The 15,934-nt window shown below is 64.9% G+C and carries 13 protein-coding genes; 6 read left to right on the forward strand and 7 right to left on the reverse strand.

The window, feature by feature from the left end; all coding sequences use genetic code 11:
* Positions 1-17 precede the first annotated feature (17 nt).
* Positions 18-2,756 (reverse strand): EAL domain-containing protein, encoded by a 2,739-nt coding sequence (locus V474_RS05645; protein ID WP_059150483.1) that lies wholly within the window; start codon positions 2,754-2,756, stop codon positions 18-20.
* 170 nt (positions 2,757-2,926) lie between these two features.
* Between V474_RS05645 and V474_RS05650 the strand changes: the two genes are divergently transcribed.
* A complete protein-coding gene (locus V474_RS05650; protein ID WP_059150806.1) occupies positions 2,927-4,234 on the forward strand; it encodes an FAD-dependent oxidoreductase in 1,308 nt (435 codons plus the stop codon).
* Between the two features lie 207 nt (positions 4,235-4,441).
* Entirely contained in the window at positions 4,442-4,801 is a 360-nt protein-coding gene (locus V474_RS05655; RefSeq protein ID WP_059150484.1) for a DUF4168 domain-containing protein, read from the forward strand.
* A gap of 87 nt (positions 4,802-4,888) precedes the next feature.
* Here V474_RS05655 and dnaN read toward each other — a convergent pair whose 3' ends face one another.
* From dnaN to V474_RS05680, 5 genes are all read right to left on the reverse strand, one after another.
* Positions 4,889-6,007: a DNA polymerase III subunit beta gene (dnaN, locus tag V474_RS05660; protein WP_059150485.1), complete on the reverse strand. Its 1,119-nt coding sequence runs from the start codon at positions 6,005-6,007 to the stop codon at positions 4,889-4,891.
* 183 nt (positions 6,008-6,190) lie between these two features.
* Positions 6,191-6,955 (reverse strand): 3-oxoacyl-[acyl-carrier-protein] reductase, encoded by a 765-nt coding sequence (fabG, locus tag V474_RS05665; protein WP_059150486.1) that lies wholly within the window; start codon positions 6,953-6,955, stop codon positions 6,191-6,193.
* An 87-nt stretch (positions 6,956-7,042) separates the two neighbouring features.
* Entirely contained in the window at positions 7,043-7,978 is a 936-nt protein-coding gene (gene fabD, locus V474_RS05670) for an ACP S-malonyltransferase (RefSeq protein ID WP_059150487.1), read from the reverse strand.
* Positions 7,979-8,109: 131 nt separating this feature from the next.
* On the reverse strand, positions 8,110-8,634 hold the full coding sequence (locus V474_RS05675) for a VOC family protein (protein WP_059150488.1): 525 nt from the start codon (positions 8,632-8,634) through the stop codon (positions 8,110-8,112).
* Between the two features lie 44 nt (positions 8,635-8,678).
* A complete protein-coding gene (locus V474_RS05680; protein ID WP_059150489.1) occupies positions 8,679-9,488 on the reverse strand; it encodes an LD-carboxypeptidase in 810 nt (269 codons plus the stop codon).
* Positions 9,489-9,614: 126 nt separating this feature from the next.
* Here V474_RS05680 and V474_RS05685 point away from each other — a divergent pair, with 126 nt between their 5' ends.
* Positions 9,615-11,027 (forward strand): glutamate ligase domain-containing protein, encoded by a 1,413-nt coding sequence (locus tag V474_RS05685; protein WP_059150490.1) that lies wholly within the window; start codon positions 9,615-9,617, stop codon positions 11,025-11,027.
* 37 nt (positions 11,028-11,064) lie between these two features.
* Here V474_RS05685 and V474_RS05690 read toward each other — a convergent pair whose 3' ends face one another.
* Positions 11,065-12,009, reverse strand: a complete 945-nt coding sequence (locus V474_RS05690) for a DUF808 domain-containing protein (RefSeq protein WP_059150491.1) — start codon at positions 12,007-12,009, stop codon at positions 11,065-11,067.
* 189 nt (positions 12,010-12,198) lie between these two features.
* Here V474_RS05690 and V474_RS05695 point away from each other — a divergent pair, with 189 nt between their 5' ends.
* The 3 genes from V474_RS05695 (at position 12,199) to V474_RS05705 (ending at position 15,828) form a co-directional block, all read left to right on the forward strand.
* Positions 12,199-13,023, forward strand: a complete 825-nt coding sequence (locus V474_RS05695; protein WP_059150492.1) for a flagellin N-terminal helical domain-containing protein — start codon at positions 12,199-12,201, stop codon at positions 13,021-13,023.
* A 175-nt stretch (positions 13,024-13,198) separates the two neighbouring features.
* Entirely contained in the window at positions 13,199-14,443 is a 1,245-nt protein-coding gene (locus V474_RS05700) for a putative DNA modification/repair radical SAM protein (protein WP_059150493.1), read from the forward strand.
* A complete protein-coding gene (locus V474_RS05705) occupies positions 14,440-15,828 on the forward strand; it encodes a UdgX family uracil-DNA binding protein (RefSeq protein WP_059150494.1) in 1,389 nt (462 codons plus the stop codon). Before V474_RS05700 ends, V474_RS05705 begins: the two co-directional genes overlap by 4 nt.
* Positions 15,829-15,934: the final 106 nt, after the last annotated feature.

Raw genomic sequence — 15,934 nt, forward strand, 5'->3', positions numbered from 1 at the left:
TTTTCACACTGCCCCCATCAGGCGGTACGGCGAAGCTGCGACTGTTCACTGCGCTCGCGCATCTGGCGGGCCGGGGTGAACATCACCGCGCCGTTCCCGTCGACGTCCAGCGCCTGCGCGAACTCCACGCCGATGCGGTCTTCCTTGCACCAGCGGGCCTTGGCCATCATCACATACCCTTCCGAGAGATGGACGCCGAAAACGGTCCCTTCGGGCACATTCCACAGTCCCTCGATCATCGCGCCCGACAACGAGATGTTGCGGATGGTACCCTGATAGGTGTGTGATCCATGCTCGAGCATGACCTTGCGAAGCATTGTCTGCCGCGGCGCACGGGCAGATCGCGGCCCCTGCGCCACGGCCGTGAGGCTTTCCGACAATTTCGCCGCCGCCGCCTCGCAGGTGATCGGGCGGGCATAGATAAAGCCCTGCACATGGCTGCACCCCAGCACGCGCACCAGATCCAGTTCGTCCAGCGTTTCAACGCCCTCGGCGGTGGTTTCCATGCCCAGCGCCTCGGCGAGACTGACGATCGAGGAAATGATCGCACCGTTGCGGCTGCCCGGCACGGTAGCGCCGCGCACGAAGCTCTGGTCGATCTTGATCTTGTCGAACGGTGCCTTCTTCAGATAGCCGAGCGAGGAATAGCCGGTCCCGAAATCGTCGAGAGCCAGACGCACGCCGATGCCCTTGAGCGCAGTAAACATCGATTCGGTCGATTTGTCCTCACCCAGAAATACGCTTTCGGTGATCTCCAGTTCCAGCCGCGCGGGGTTGATCCCGGCAGCAGCGATGGCGCTGGTGACGATTGCCGGCAACGCCGGATTGGCGAACTGCAAGGGCGAGACGTTCACCGCCACGCGCACTTCCTCAGGCCAGCCGGCAAGGTCGCGGCAGGCGGTGCGCAGCGCCCATTCGCCGATCTGGGCAACAAGGCCGGTCTCTTCTGCTACCGGTATGAACTTGGCGGGTGAGAGGTAGCCGTGGACCGGATGCTTCCAGCGCAGCAGCGCCTCGAAGCCGGTGATCCGCTCAGTCGTGGTGCGCACCTGCGGCTGATAGTGCAGTTCCAGCGAGCCGCTGGCGATCGCATCGCGTAGATCTTCCTCGAGCTGCTGGCGCTCACGCGCGTCGGAGTGCAGGTCCTCGTCATAGAAGTGATGCCGCCCGCGCCCGTTGCCCTTCGCGGCATAGAGCGCAAGGTCGGCGTTGCGGATCAGCGCTTCGGACGTGGTGCCGTCATCCGGGCACAGCGCAATGCCGACCGAGGCGCCGATGGTCACCCGGGCGCCGTCGATCGAATAGGGCTGCGAAAGGTTCTCGATGATCCGGCGCGCAAGGTGCGCAAGGCCCTCGCGCTGCTGAGCGCCGTGCAGGACGACCTGAAATTCATCGCCGCCCAGACGGCCCACACGGCCCCGGTCGCCCACGGTGCCGCCCAAACGCTCCGCCACCTGCTTGAGCAGCGCATCGCCGGCCGGGTGGCCCATCGTGTCGTTGACCTGCTTGAAACGGTCGAGGTCGAGCAGGAACACCGCGCAGGCGCGCGTCTCGATGCGCGGGCTGGTAAGGATCTTCTCCAGCCACTCGGCCATCTGGAAGCGATTCGCCAGCTTGGTAAGCGAATCGAATCGCGCCAACTGGGTCACATGCTGCTGCGAGCGACGCTTTTCCGTGAGATCGGTCCCCGACCCGCGAAAACCCATGAAATTGTTGAACTGGTCCAGCACCGGCCGCCCGGAAATGGACCACCAGCGCTCATCCTCGCCTACGCTGGCAGCGCGCACATCCAGGTCCTGGAACGAGGAGCGGGTGTTGAGGTGGAATACCAGTGTCCGCTCGCTCTGCTGCCCCTGCGCTTCCAGCATGAACAGGGCGGTGAATGGCCGCCCCTCCAGGTCGCCCACGCCCTTACCCAGCAGCGCGGCGATCCGCTCGGATACATATGTAATCTTGCCCAGGCGGTCGGTTTCCCAGAACCAGCCCTGCCCGGTCTGCTCATATTCGTGGAGCAATTGCTCGGCCCGGCGCTGTTCGCGCTCCCGCTCGGAGTGGACTTGTGATTGCGAGGCCGCGCTGCGGGCCTGGTTGACCGCGAGGATCAAGCCAATCGTGCCGCCCACCGCAAGCAGACCAAGCGAACCCGGCGATCCGGCATAAATCGAACAGCCGCCCCACAAACCGATGGTCGCACCGATGATCGATGTCAGACGGTTCTTCAGCAATGCCGTCGCCATCAGCACGACGATGACATAGACATTGACCGTCACGTCCCAGTCGAGACCGGCGTGAAGGTTGGTCCAGCGCGCGGCGCCAAAACCGAACAGGCCCATCGGCAGGACGACGGCCAACGCCATCAGCGGATAGCGTTGCCAGCCGTCATGCAGGATTCTCCGCTCCAGCCTGGCATAAAGCGATGCCGGCGCGCAGAGCGCCATTGCCGCGACCATGAACAGCGCCGAGATCAGATCCGGCATCACCGCCGCGACGATCCCCATCATCAGGGCACTGACCAGCAGCGTAGGCCCCATCAGCGCCCAGCGCGGCGATGTGAAGTAATGCAGGACATCGTTGGCATCGGGACGGGTACGAAAGCGCGCAAATCCGCCGAATGCGACCGGAGCTACCGGCGGCGGAGAGGAAGCCCCGGCAACCGGCGCGGACGCCGGCGCCGCTTCGCGGTCATCGGGCACAGCCCCGCTATCGGCACTCGAGGGCGCCGCCCGTCGTTTTCCACGCAAGCCCGTAATCGTCATGATCGCACCATGGCCGCGTGCCCATTTCGAAACGGTTAAATGTGGCCGGTCCGATCACCACTACCTTCCAACCGAAAAACGTAACCATTTCACTTGCCCCCGCCCCGCCGCCATGCTTGCTTGGCCTGAGACCGGCAAACCATGAAGCCGGCCCCATGGGAGATATGACCGTGCGCCACATCGCCATCGTCGGATCGGGTCCTGCAGGCTATTACACCGCCGAAGCCGCGCTCAAGCAGTGGGGAAGCAGCGTGCGGATCGATATATTCGACGCCCTGCCCGTCCCCTTCGGCTTGATCCGCAGCGGAGTCGCCCCGGACCACCAGTCTATCAAGAGCGTATCGCGCCGCTACGAAGCGACCGCACTAAACGAGAACGTGCGGTTCGTCGGCAACGTCATGCTCGGCCGCGACCTTTCGGTGGCGGAACTGCAAGGGCTCTACGACGCGGTGATTCTTGCCACCGGTGCCCCGCATGATCGCAAGCTGGGCCTTCCCGGCGAAGACCTGGCCAATGTTTTCGGCTCGGCCGCTTTCGTGGGATGGTACAACGGGCACCCGCAGTTTACCCGGCTTGACCCCGCGCTGGGGCACGATACCGCTGTCGTGGTGGGCAATGGTAACGTCGCGCTCGACGTGGCGCGCATCCTCGCCAAGTCCGAGCAGGAATTCGCCGAGTCGGACATCGTCGCCCACGCGCTCACCGCGTTGAAGGGATCTGCGGTGCGGCGGATCGTCATCCTCGGCCGGCGCGGGCCGCATCAGGTGGCGATGACGCCCAAGGAACTCGGCGAACTCGCGAAGTTGTCGCGTGCGCACCCTGAAGTCGATCCCGTGGACCTGCCGGACGTGGCCGAGGACGCCCATCTCGACACCGGGCAGCGCAAGGCCGTAGCCCTGCTGCGCAGTTTCGCCTCGAGCCAGTCCGCACCGGGGAAGGACGGGGTCACCGTCGAATTCGACTTCTTCGCCGCGCCCCGCGCCATTCTGGGCGACATCCGGGTCGAGGGCGTAGAGGTGGAACGCACCCGACTCGAAGGCGGCAAGGCGGTCGGCACCGGCGAGACGTATCGCATTCCGGCCGGGCTGGTCGTCGCCTGCATCGGCTACCAGACATCGCCGATCCCCGACGTGCCTTTCGACGAGGAAGGCGGCCGCTTCGCCAATGCCGAAGGGCGCATTGCTCCGGGCCTTTACTGCGTCGGTTGGGCGCGCCGGGGGCCGACCGGCACCATCGGCACCAACCGTCCTGACGGCTTCGCCATCGTCGAAAAGATCGCCGCCGACATGGCCGGCGACAGCGGCAAGCCCGGCCGCCCCGGCTTCGACGCACTGGCGCAGGAGCGCGGGATTGATGTGGTCAAGTTCACCGACTGGCAGAAGATCGACGAAGCCGAAGTCGCCAATGCCCGTAGCGGCGCGCCTCGGGAGAAATTCGTCGCTGTGGAGACGATGATCGAGGCCTCGCACCGGGTCTGAGGCGGGCTGAAAAGGAGACGCTGCGGGGGCGATTTCCCACTCACCGTTGGGTTTTTCGGCGCCCTTCGCGGATCGCATGTTATGCCTGAATGGCGGCCTGGAGCTTCAGTTCACCCCGGTTTAGTCACCGTGCAGCAATGCTTCGGTTGACCCGGCCGGGCCGGCTGGGGAGTTGTGCGGAGCAAGCCAACTTCAGGAGAAACCGATATGAAATCCAGCAAAGCCATCGCCCTTGGCGCTGCCCTTTTCGGGATGGCGACGATCTCCGGTCCCGCCATCGCTCAGCAGCCGTCCACGGGTGCAGCACCAGGCGCCAGTTCCGCAAAGTACAGCGATGCCGAGGTCAATCAGTTCACCAAGGCAGTGATGGCCCTTCAGTCGATCCAGAAGGACGCCGCCGTCCCCGCCGCTGACAAGCAGGCGAAGATGGCCGGCGCCGTCCAGCAATCGGGCCTACCGCCCGAGAAGTTCAATGAAATCGCCACTGCATCCAACACAGATCCGGCATTGATGCAGCGCATTCAGCTTGCGGCCGGCAAGATGCAGGGCGGCGCGAAGAACCCTTGATCCTCTAACCGCGCGCAAAGCCGGCAAACAAAAAGGCCGGGGCTTTCACCCCGGCCTTTTTCGTTATCAGACAGACCTTGGGGCCGTTCAGACTCGCATCGGCATCAGAACGTAGAGCGCCGGGCTCTTCTCGTCCTTGCGGATCAGCGTCGGAGCAGCGGCATCCGCAAGGTGAAGTTCCACCGTGTCACCATCGATCTGGCCAAGGATGTCCTTCAGATAGTTGGCGTTGAAGCCAATCTCGAAGCCTTCTGAACCATACTGCGCAGGCACTTCTTCAGCAGCCGTGCCATTGTCGGGCGAAGTGACCGAAAGCGTGACCCGGTCCGTATCCAGCGCCATCTTGACGGCGCGGGTCTTTTCGGTGGCGATGGTCGCCACGCGGTCCACGCCCTGGAAGAAGCTCTTGGGATCGATCCTGAGCAGCTTGTCGTTCCCGGTCGGAATGACGCGGGTGTAGTCCGGGAACGTGCCGTCGATCAGCTTGCTGGTAAGCACCACACCGTTCTCGCCGCCGAGCGTGAAGCGGACCTTGCTGGCGGACAGGTCGACCAGCACGTTGGTGTCGAGCGCCTCTTCGAGCAGCTTGCGCAGTTCGCCCACGCACTTACGCGGCACGATCACGTCGGGCATGCCATCTGCGCCGTCGGGACGGGCAATGGTGAAGCGCGCGAGGCGGTGGCCATCGGTGGCAGCGGCCTTCAGTTCCTCGTCGGTAACGTGAAAGAAGATGCCGTTGAGATAATACCGGGTTTCCTCGGTAGAGATCGCAAAGCGCGTCGCGTCGATCAACTGCGCCAGCGTAGCCGCCGAAATCTCGAAGCTGGTCGGCAGTTCGCCTTCCGCGATCATCGGGAAATCGTCACGCGGGAGCGTCGGCAGCTGGAAGCGGCTGCGCCCGGCCTTGACGATCATGCGGTTGTCCGCCGCATCGAGGCTGACCTGACTGCCTTCGGGCAGCTTGCGCGCGATGTCGAACAGCAGGTGCGCCGAAACCGTAATCGCACCGGCAGCCTCGACCGAGACGGCGCCGAGCGATTCCACGACCTGCAGATCGAGGTCGGTCGCCATCACCCGCAGCGAACCGCTCGCGGACGCTTCGATCAGGACGTTGGAGAGAATCGGAATGGTATTGCGGCGTTCGACGACGGACTGCACGTGCGAAAGGCAGCGCAGGAGCGCGGAACGTTCAATGGTGGCCTTCATGACAGCCTAAAGTCCCCCTTGGTCGGGTTAGGGTTCGCAAAAAACCCGAAAATCGGACGACTATCTCTAACGCCCGCTAGTGCTGCGGCAAGCGCGATATGGGCGCAACCCCGCGAATCTGGGGATAAACTTGGGGGTTCAGGTCAGGTAGGGGAGAGAGAGGCCCCTCTCCCCCGCCTGACCTCAGATCATCACCATGCCGCCGTTGACGTGGATCGTCTGGCCGGTGACGTAGCCTGCCTGCTTGCTGGCAAGGAACACGGCGGCGGCGGCGATGTCCTCGCCCTCGCCCATGCGGCCCATCGGAATGCGGCCGTTGAGCGCGTCCTTCTGGGCATCGGGCAGCACGTCGGTCATGGCGGTGCGGATGAAGCCCGGCGCGATGCAGTTGACCGTCACGCCGCGAGTGGCCAGCTCCTGCGCAAGGCTCTTGGACATGGCGGTGATGCCGCCCTTGGCCGCGCAGTAGTTCATCTGGCCGGGGTTGCCGGTGGTGCCGACCACTGAAGTCACGTTGATGATGCGGCCGAAGCGCGCCTTCATCATCGGCTTGGTGACGGCGCGCATCAGGCGGAAGGTCGATTCGAGGTTCACGCGGATCACCGCGTCCCATTCCTCGTCCTTCATGCGCATCGCCAGATTATCGCGGGTGATACCGGCGTTGTTGATGAGGATATCGATCTTGCCCAGCGATTCGAGCGCGGCGGGCACCAGCTTCTCGACCTGCTCGGCGTCCGAGAGGTTGCAGGCGATCGCGACGTGATCGACTTCCTGCGGCGCCTGCGGGCTGTGCTCGTCCAGTTCGTCACGAAAGGCGCGCAGCTTGTCGGGGTTGGAGCCGGAAATGGCGAGGCGAGCGCCCTGCGAGGCCAGCGCGCGGGCCACCGACGAACCGATACCGCCGCTCGCTCCGGTTACCAGGGCAGTCATTCCGTGAAGGTCGAACATGTGAAACTCCTAGATAGTCGTCTGGTCCGATGCGCGGACCTACTTCAAAGCCGACAGCAGCCCCGGGTCAAGCCCGGGGCACCGCCGTCACAGGCTCTTTGCGAGTTCCTCGATCTCGGCCATCGTCGAGGCAGACGTCACGTCCACGTCGCCGGCCGAGCGCTTGATCATCGGGCCGACGACCTTGCCGCCCAGTTCGACGAAGCGTTCCACGCCCGCTGCATGCATGGCGATCGCGCTTTCACGCCAGCGGACGCGGCCGGTGACCTGCTCGACCAGCAGGCGCTGGACTTCGGCCGGATCGGTGACAACGGCGGCGGTGACGTTCGCGAACAGGGCGACGCGAAGCGCCCCCGGCGGCGTTGCGGCCAGCGCTTCGGCCATCGCATCGGCGGCAGGCTGCATCAGCGGGCAGTGGAACGGCGCCGAGACCGGCAGCGCGATGCCGCGCTTGATGCCGTGCTCCTTGACGAGGGCAATAGCGCGCTCGATCGCTTCCAGATGACCCGAAAGCACGACCTGGCCCGGATCGTTGTCATTGGCGACGGTGCACACCTGTCCCTCTGCGGCCGCTTCGGCAAGCGCAGTGGCCTTTTCGATGTCAGCGCCCAGCAGAGCGGCCATGGCGCCCACGCCCACCGGCACCGCAGCCTGCATCGATTCGCCGCGCAGCTTGAGCAGGCGCGCGGTGTCGGCAAGGCTGAAGGCACCCGCAGCGCAAAGCGCGGTATATTCACCCAGCGAGTGGCCGGCGACGAAGTCCGCCTTGTCGGCGAGGCTGATGCCGCCCTCCTTCTCCAGCACGCGCAGCACGGCGATGGCGTGGGCCATGATCGCAGGCTGGGCGTTGGCGGTGAGGAGAAGCTGGTCCTCGGGGCCATCGGTCATGATCTTGAACAGGTTCTGCCCAAGCGCGTCGTCGACCTCCTGGAAAACCTCGCGCGCGGCGACGCTGGCGGCGGCCAGTTCCGCGCCCATGCCGACCTTCTGGCTGCCCTGTCCGGGGAAAACGAATGCACGCATCTGCGACCGTCCTTCTGTTGAAGCGGGCGTTTGGTCACATTACCAGTCACCGGCCGCTTGCGATTCGAGTGTGGCGCGGCGGGTTATTGACCTTGCGGACTTACGGCAACCCCTAACGCGGAAATGCAGGCTCACAAGGCAATGTCGATAATGACGCCTCTGGAGAAATCGCCGGCGCTTTTGCGCACCGTTTCATAGAAGCCCGTCAGCGCCGGGGTGGGCTGATAGAGTTCCAGCATGTGCCCATAAGCGGCGCGCGCATCCACGAAGACATAGCGGAAACCGTCGGTCATCTCGGCATCGAGCGCAACCTGGTGCCCCTGCGCCGCGAACCCGGCGACCGCTTCGTCCAGATCGTCCACAAACAGCGCGACATGGTGCACCCCCTGCCCGCCGGAACCTTCGGGATAGATGTCGTGAAAAGCTGACTGCCCCGAATTGTTCTGCTGGCAGAACTCGATCATCACTTCGCCCCATTGCCCGTATGCGCTCGAATGGTCGAGTTCGCGCGGAGTGCCGCGATGAAGCGCGCGGGTCAGGGCGATATGCTCCGCCACGTAGTACGGGCCGGAACCGAAGGTGGCCGAATGGGCCAGCGCGGCGGCGCGCACGTCAGGCACGAAATAGGCGATCTGGCGGATCGGCAGCGGCGCCATGGCACTCTCCTCTTGTCGTTATCGCCGGGAGAGTGGCGCGCCGGTCAGCCGAAAGGAACTATCTTATTGGCTGCGTCGTGACCGATATCGGCCTCGCCAAGGAATGCTATGGAGTGGCGCTCGCACCAGTGGCGGGCGATACTTAGCGCGTCGGCGCCGAACGGGCGGTCGTTCTCTGGCACGTCGCTGACCCGGCCGAGCCGCAGCCCGGCGATGCCGCCAAGATGCGCGGTGGCGTGGAAGAACAGGCGATCGACCGCGTAGAGATATTCGGACACTTCCTCGACCATGACCACATGCCCCGCTAGGCCGGGCATAAGCCGGGTGCCGCTCATCATCGCCAGCGTCATCAGGTTGAAGGCGGCGACGGGATGGCGCTCATCCGCCAGCGAAGGTTCGAGGCCATCACGCTCCCCGGCAAGGAATCCCAGTGCGCGGCGCACCGCGTCCTTGCCGCCGGACCGGCGGATGTCAGCCAGCATCGGCGCGTGGACGGGCCTGCCGATTTTCGCGCGGTAAAGGCCGCCCAGCAGATAGCCGCCATCCGAATAGCCGAGATAAGCCTTCTGGCCCGCAGCATGGGTGAGGCTGCCCAGCACATCTTCCGCAATCCGGCATGCGCCATAACCGCCCCGCGCGAACCACACCGCGTCAAAAGACGGGTCGTTGGCGCATTCCACGAAGGCCGCTTTGCGCGACTCGTCGGAGCCGGCAAAATGACCGTCCACCGCAAAGCACTGGTCATGGATTTCCAGTTCCAGGCCGGAAAACTCGGCAGCCGCCAGAGCCTGGACGGCCTGGGCATCCTCAAGGGTGATCGGAGTGGACGGGGCGCAGACGGCGATACGGGTCATGGGCCGATGCTACCCCTCACCGGCGGCGCCGCGAAGCCGGAAACGGCGCCTTTTCCACCGGCGCGATGCAGATCGGCGCGGGGATCACGGTTGTGTTTGGCCGCCGTGCGAAATACTCAAGGCGGCATGACCGACGCTTCTGCTCTCACCGCCCATCCCTGGTTCTTCTGCGGCATCGGCGGCTCGGGCATGTTGCCGCTCGCGCTGATCCTGAAGGGACACGGCGCGCAGATCGCAGGGTCCGACCGCAGCCGCGACCAAGGCCGCAGCCCGGAAAAGTTCCGCTGGCTGGAATCGCTCGGCTTCGATCTGCACCCGCAGGACGGCAGCGGCATCACTTCGGCCAGCCAGACGCTGGTGGCCTCCGCCGCCGTCGAGGATACCGTGCCCGAAGTGGTCCGTGCCACTACGTTCGGCTGCCCGCGCATGAGCCGGGCGCAGCTGCTGGCAACACTGTTCAACGCCGCGCCCTTCGGCGTCGCCATCGGCGGCACCAGCGGCAAGTCGACCGTGACCGGCATGACTGGCTGGATCATGACCGCTGCGGGCACGGATCCCACGATCATGAACGGCGCGGTGATGAAGAATTTCGCGACGCCCGACGCTCCGTTCGCCAGCGCCCGCGTGGGACAAGGCGATGCGTTCGTCTCGGAAGTGGACGAAAGCGACGGCTCTATCGCGCTCTATCGCCCGAAAGTGGCGGTGCTGGGCAACGTCAGCCTCGACCACAAGAGCCTTGAGGAACTGCGCGAACTCTTCGGCGATTTCCTCGCCCGCGCCGACGTGGCCGCGATCAACCTCGACGACGCGGAAACCGCCGCGCTGGCGCCGCGTGCCAAGACGCTGGTCACTTTCGGCGTCACATCAAGTGAAGCGCAGATTGGCGCTGTCGATATCGTCGAAGGCCCGGTTACCCTCACCGCCACCGTGCTCGACCGGCGGGACGGCACTTCGCACGCGCTCACCCTCAAAGTACCGGGCCGCCACAACCTCTACAACGCGCTGGCCGCCATCGCCGCTGCCAATGCCGCCGGTGTTTCGGTGGCCGATGCCGTGGCAGCGCTCGGCTCGTTCTTGGGCCTTGCCCGCCGGTTCGACGTGGTCGGCTCGTCGCCCGGCGGTGTGACCGTGATCGACGACTTCGGCCACAACCCGGACAAGGTCTCGGCAACGCTTGCCACCCTGAAGGCGCATCCCGGCCGCGTCATCGCCTTCTTCCAGCCTCATGGCTACGGCCCCTTGCGTCAGATGGGTGCGGAGCTGGCCGAAGTCCTCGCCCGCAAGCTGGACGCGGACGATCTCACCATGCTTTGCGATCCGGTCTACTTCGGCGGCACGGTCGATCGCAGCGAAGGCAGCGAAAGGATCGTGCGCCTGATCGAGGACCATGGCGGCAAGGCGGAATACGTACCCTCGCGCGCAGATTGCGGCACAAGGATCGCGCAGATCGCCCGTCCCGGCGACCGCGTGGTCATCATGGGCGCCCGCGACGATACACTGACGCTCTTCGCGAAAGACCTGCTCGCCGCGCTGGCCTAATCTTCGTCCCGGATCAAATCCGGCGCGACGCGGGACTTCAATGGGCTTTGCCGCGCGCTTTCGCGACAAAGTGCACCGCCACCGCCACCACTGCGCCCAGCACCAACCCCACGATCGCGGAAGCCACCGCATAGGCCAGCCAGCCAGCTACCGGACCAAGCGGCCCGGCCGCATCTGCCAGCATATGCTGGATATTGTGGGCCACATGTGCGGGCGCTGGAACGCCAAGTTCTTCCAGGCCGTGCAGAATGATGCCGCCGCCCACCCACAGCATCGCCAGCGTACCGACGCTGCCAAGCACCGTGAGCACCACCGGCATCGCCCGCAGCAGGAACCGCCCTGTAGCCTGAGCGGCGGAAGACGCCTTCTTCGTCAGGTGCAGGCCAACGTCGTCCATCTTCACGATCAACGCCACCGCGCCATAGACCGCGACGGTGATCGCAATGCCAACCACCGCCAGCGTCACCGCGCGCGCCAGCAGGGTCTCGTCGCTCACCTCGTTGAGGGCGATGGCCATGATCTCGGCCGAGAGGATCAGGTCGGTCCGCACCGCGCCGGAAACACGGGTCTTCTCGAAGCTGGCTGGATCCGCGATCGGGTCCTCCAGCGTCTCGCCGTGCTTTTCCCCGCCGAGCTTCTCGATCACCTTCTCTGCGCCCTCGAAGGCAAGGTAGAGCCCGCCCAGCATCAGGATCGGCGTGATCGCCTGTGGCAGGAAGGCGCTTAGCAGCAGCGCGATCGGCAGCAGGATCAACAGCTTGTTGCGGAAGGACCCTTTGGTGATCTTCCAGATCATCGGCAGTTCGCGATCAGGCGTGAAGCCGGTCACGTAGCCGGGCGTCACCGCCGCATCATCGATCACCACGCCGGCCGCTTTGGTGCCCGCCTTGGCCACCCCTGCCCCGACATCGTCCAGCGATGCGGCGGCGGCACGGGCAATGACCGATACGTCGTCGAGTAAGGCAACAAGGCCGGATGGCATCGGTATTCCTTATGGTTGTAAATGCGAGATCGCTGCGAGCAATGCGGGGGAACCGCCGCGTAATCAAGGACGGTCACGAAACGAAATACACAGGGCTTAAATCGGTTGCACCCCCGCCGTTCTCATCCCTGCACGAAGAAGGCGCCATGATCGGGACCTTCATTTACAACAGTTTATCGGGGAAATATCATGTCTGTCATCAATACCAACATCAGCGCCATCCGCGCATCCAACGCCTCGAACGCCGCCAACAAGATGCTCGGCACCGCGATGGAGCGCCTGTCGACCGGCAAGCGCATCAACTCGGCCAAGGACGATGCCGCCGGCCTTGCGATCTCCACCTCGATGACCTCGCAGATCCGCGGCATGAGCCAGGGCATCCGCAACGCCAACGACGGTATCTCGCTGGCGCAGACCGCCGAAGGCACGCTGTCGGAAGTCAGCAACATGCTGCAGCGCGTGCGTGAACTGGCGATCCAGTCGGCCTCGGGCACCTATCAGTCGTCGGACCGCGCGGCGATGCAGCAGGAAGTCACCGCGCTGACCTCGCAGATCTCGGACTCGTTCACGCAGGTCAAGTTCAACGGCAACACGCTGATCTCGACCACCTCGGGCACCGACCTGACCTTCGACATCCAGACCGGCTCGAACTCGGGCGAGAAGGTCACGCTGACCGCCAAGGCCATCAACGGCGCCAACCTCGCCGCCTCGGCTCTGGACGTGACCGACGCCACCAAGGCCGCCGCCACGCTGACGAACGTGGACAATGCGCTGAAGGACGTGAACTCGACCCGCGCTTCGCTGGGCGCCGGCCAGAACCGCCTGGAATCGGCGATCAACAACCTGACCAACACCGTCACCAACCTGTCCGACGCCAAGAGCCGCATCGAAGACGCCGACTACTCGGCCGAAACGACCGCGATGGCCAAGGCCCAGATCCTGAGCCAGGCATCCACCGCGATGCTCGCCCAGGCCAACCAGAGCCAGCAGAACGTCCTGTCGTTGCTGCGCTAAGCGCAGAGCGACGCCGACACCGGCACGCCCATCGGCGCGCCGACATGGCCTCCCGTCCCCCCGGAGGTCCCAGCCCGGCGGTCTGCCTCCAGACCGCCGGGCGTTTCGATCAGGTGATTGAGACAAGCCAAAACGGAGGGTTGCGCCGAAAGTCATAAGAACATATAATGAACAAATGTCCCGTCCAACCGTCATGGAGCGGCTCGCGATTCTCGCCGATGCTGCCAAATACGACGCTTCGTGCGCCTCATCGGGCACCACGAAGCGCAATAGTCGCGACGGCAAGGGACTGGGGTCGACCACCGAAGGCATGGGCATCTGTCACGCCTATGCCCCGGATGGGCGCTGTATTTCGCTGCTCAAGCTGCTGCTGACCAACCACTGCGTGTTCGACTGCCATTATTGCATAAACCGCAAGAGCTCGAACGTGCGCCGCGCCCGCTTCACGCCGCAGGAAGTGGTCGACCTGACCCTCTCATTCTATCGTCGAAATTATATCGAGGGGCTGTTCCTGTCCTCGGGCATCATCAAATCTTCCAGCCATACGATGGAACAGCTTATAGAAGTTGCCCGTATCTTGCGGGAAGAACACGATTTTCGTGGCTACATTCACCTCAAGACCATCCCCGAGGCTGATCCCGAACTCGTCGCGCAGGCGGGGCTGTGGGCCGACCGCGTCTCGATCAATGTCGAGCTGCCCACCGATGCCGGGCTCGCCCGCCTCGCACCCGACAAGAATAGCGCCACGATTGAAGGCGCGATGGGCAACCTGTCGAGCGCCATCGACGACGCCCGCGATTCGCAAAAGCGTTTTACCAAAGCCCCGCGCTTTGCGCCCGCCGGACAATCCACACAGATGATCGTCGGCGCGGACGGCGCCAGCGATGCGCAGATCGTCGGCAAGGCCAGCACGCTCTACGACAGGTTTGCGCTGCGCCGGGTCTACTATTCCGCCTTCAGCCCGATCCCGGAAGCAAGCGCCGTGCTGCCGCTCAAGCGCCCGCCGCTGATGCGCGAACATCGACTCTACCAGTCCGATTGGCTGATGCGGTTCTATGGTTTCGCACCGCACGAAGTGCAGGCAGCGGCCGATAGGGACGGGATGCTGCCGCTCGACATCGACCCCAAACTGGCCTGGGCGCTGAAATTCCGGGAGAGTTTCCCCGTCGATGTCAACCGCGCCCCTCGCGAGGCGCTGCTGCGTGTCCCCGGACTGGGCACCAAGGCGATAGACGCGTTGCTCGCCGCCCGCCGCTATCGCACGATCCGGCTGGAGGATGTGGCGCGCCTGACCGTCTCGGTAAAGAAGCTCCGGCCTTTCATCGTCACTGCCGACTGGCGCCCCACCCTGCTCACCGACCGCGCGGACCTGCGCGCGCGACTGGCGCCAAAGGCGGAACAGATGGAACTGTTCGGATGATCGCGGCGGACCTCGCCGAGCCTGACGACTTCGAGGCCTGGCGCACCAACGCGCGGCGGCTGATCGCCAGCGGGACACCGCCCGAAATGGTCGCATGGAGCGACGGCGGCGGGACAGCCGATCTCTTCGCCGATACCGTTACGCCTCCGGCCGCTCCGGCGCCGCCGCGCGAAGTGCGCGCCAGCCGCGTCTTCATGGACCTTGCTCGCACCGCTGTCCTGCATTCGGCACCCGAGCGACTCGATCTGCTCTATCGCCTGCTCTGGCGGCTGCAGGATCGCCCCCGCCTGCTCGACGATGCGGCTGATCCTGACGTGGGCGCGCTGCGACGCATGGCGATGCAGGTGCGGCGCGACATCCACAAGATGCACGCCTTCGTCCGCTTCCGCTCGGTGACGGACGAGGACGGTGTGGAACGCTACGTGGCCTGGTTCGAACCCGACCATCATATCGAGCGAGCCACTGCCGATTTCTTCGTCAATCGCTTCGCGAGCCAGCGCTGGTCGATCCTGACCCCTCGCCTCTCGCTGCACTGGGATGGCATGGCACTGCTGGAAGGCCCGCCCGGCTCGCGCGAAGACGCTCCCGGCGAGGATGCCGTCGAGGACTTGTGGGTCAGCTACTATCGTTCGATCTTCAACCCGGCGCGCCTGAAAGTCGGCATGATGGTCAAGGAAATGCCGCGGCGGTATTGGAAAAACCTGCCCGAAGCGCGTGAAATCGCCGATCTCATCGCCGGCGCCCACAAGCGCGAGGCATCGATGATCGCTACCGGCGCAAGCCTGTTCGACGACGCCGCGCCCGCCAGCCTGGAAGCGATTGCCGGAGGCATCGCGCAGTGCCGCCGCTGCACCATCGGCTGTAACGGCACCCGCGCCGTGATGGGCGAAGGTGCAAGCGATGCACGGCTGATGATCGTGGGCGAACAGCCCGGCGATACCGAGGAACTCGAAAACCGGCCCTTCGTCGGCCCCGCCGGACAGATCCTCGACAGCGCGATGGGCGAAGCGGGCATCGACCGCTCGGCCGCTTACGTCACCAATGCGGTCAAGCATTTCAAGTTCGCGCCGCGCGGCAAAATACGCCTCCACCAGAACCCCACTGCTGGCGAGATCGACATGTGCCGCTGGTGGCTGGATGGCGAGCGGGCACTGGTCAAGCCGAAAGTCATCCTCGCTCTGGGCGCGAGCTCCGCACGGGGGTTGATGGGCCGCACCCCGTCCATCGGCCGCGAACGCGGACAGGCTTTGACGCAGGGCGACGGTACAGTGATCTGGCTGACCGCCCACCCCAGCTACCTCCTGCGCCTCGACGGCGAAGCGCGGGAGCGTGAACATACACGGTTTGCGCAGGATCTGGCGGGATTGGCGCAAATTCTGCGCTGAGCGCGCCTGCGCTCCTGCTCGCGTCACCGCAATCTGGCGCTTGGTGATCGGGCACTTCCCCGCAGGGCTGCGAACGTCTATCTGCGCTGGCGACTACAGCAATCCA

Source organism: Novosphingobium barchaimii LL02, from assembly GCF_001046635.1.
In the GTDB taxonomy this organism is placed as follows: domain Bacteria; phylum Pseudomonadota; class Alphaproteobacteria; order Sphingomonadales; family Sphingomonadaceae; genus Novosphingobium; species Novosphingobium barchaimii.

What these genes read in the sequence shown, in the direction of transcription:
- V474_RS05645 (WP_059150483.1), bottom strand. Translation starts at nt 2,756, where the DNA reads ATGACGATTACGGGCTTGCGTGGAAAACGACGGGCGGCGCCCTCGAGT.
- V474_RS05655 (WP_059150484.1), top strand. Translation starts at nt 4,442, where the DNA reads ATGAAATCCAGCAAAGCCATCGCCCTTGGCGCTGCCCTTTTCGGGATG.
- dnaN (WP_059150485.1), bottom strand. Translation starts at nt 6,007, where the DNA reads ATGAAGGCCACCATTGAACGTTCCGCGCTCCTGCGCTGCCTTTCGCAC.
- fabG (WP_059150486.1), bottom strand. Translation starts at nt 6,955, where the DNA reads ATGTTCGACCTTCACGGAATGACTGCCCTGGTAACCGGAGCGAGCGGC.
- fabD (WP_059150487.1), bottom strand. Translation starts at nt 7,978, where the DNA reads ATGCGTGCATTCGTTTTCCCCGGACAGGGCAGCCAGAAGGTCGGCATG.
- V474_RS05675 (WP_059150488.1), bottom strand. Translation starts at nt 8,634, where the DNA reads ATGGCGCCGCTGCCGATCCGCCAGATCGCCTATTTCGTGCCTGACGTG.
- V474_RS05680 (WP_059150489.1), bottom strand. Translation starts at nt 9,488, where the DNA reads ATGACCCGTATCGCCGTCTGCGCCCCGTCCACTCCGATCACCCTTGAG.
- V474_RS05685 (WP_059150490.1), top strand. Translation starts at nt 9,615, where the DNA reads ATGACCGACGCTTCTGCTCTCACCGCCCATCCCTGGTTCTTCTGCGGC.
- V474_RS05690 (WP_059150491.1), bottom strand. Translation starts at nt 12,009, where the DNA reads ATGCCATCCGGCCTTGTTGCCTTACTCGACGACGTATCGGTCATTGCC.
- V474_RS05695 (WP_059150492.1), top strand. Translation starts at nt 12,199, where the DNA reads ATGTCTGTCATCAATACCAACATCAGCGCCATCCGCGCATCCAACGCC.
- V474_RS05700 (WP_059150493.1), top strand. Translation starts at nt 13,199, where the DNA reads ATGTCCCGTCCAACCGTCATGGAGCGGCTCGCGATTCTCGCCGATGCT.
- V474_RS05705 (WP_059150494.1), top strand. Translation starts at nt 14,440, where the DNA reads ATGATCGCGGCGGACCTCGCCGAGCCTGACGACTTCGAGGCCTGGCGC.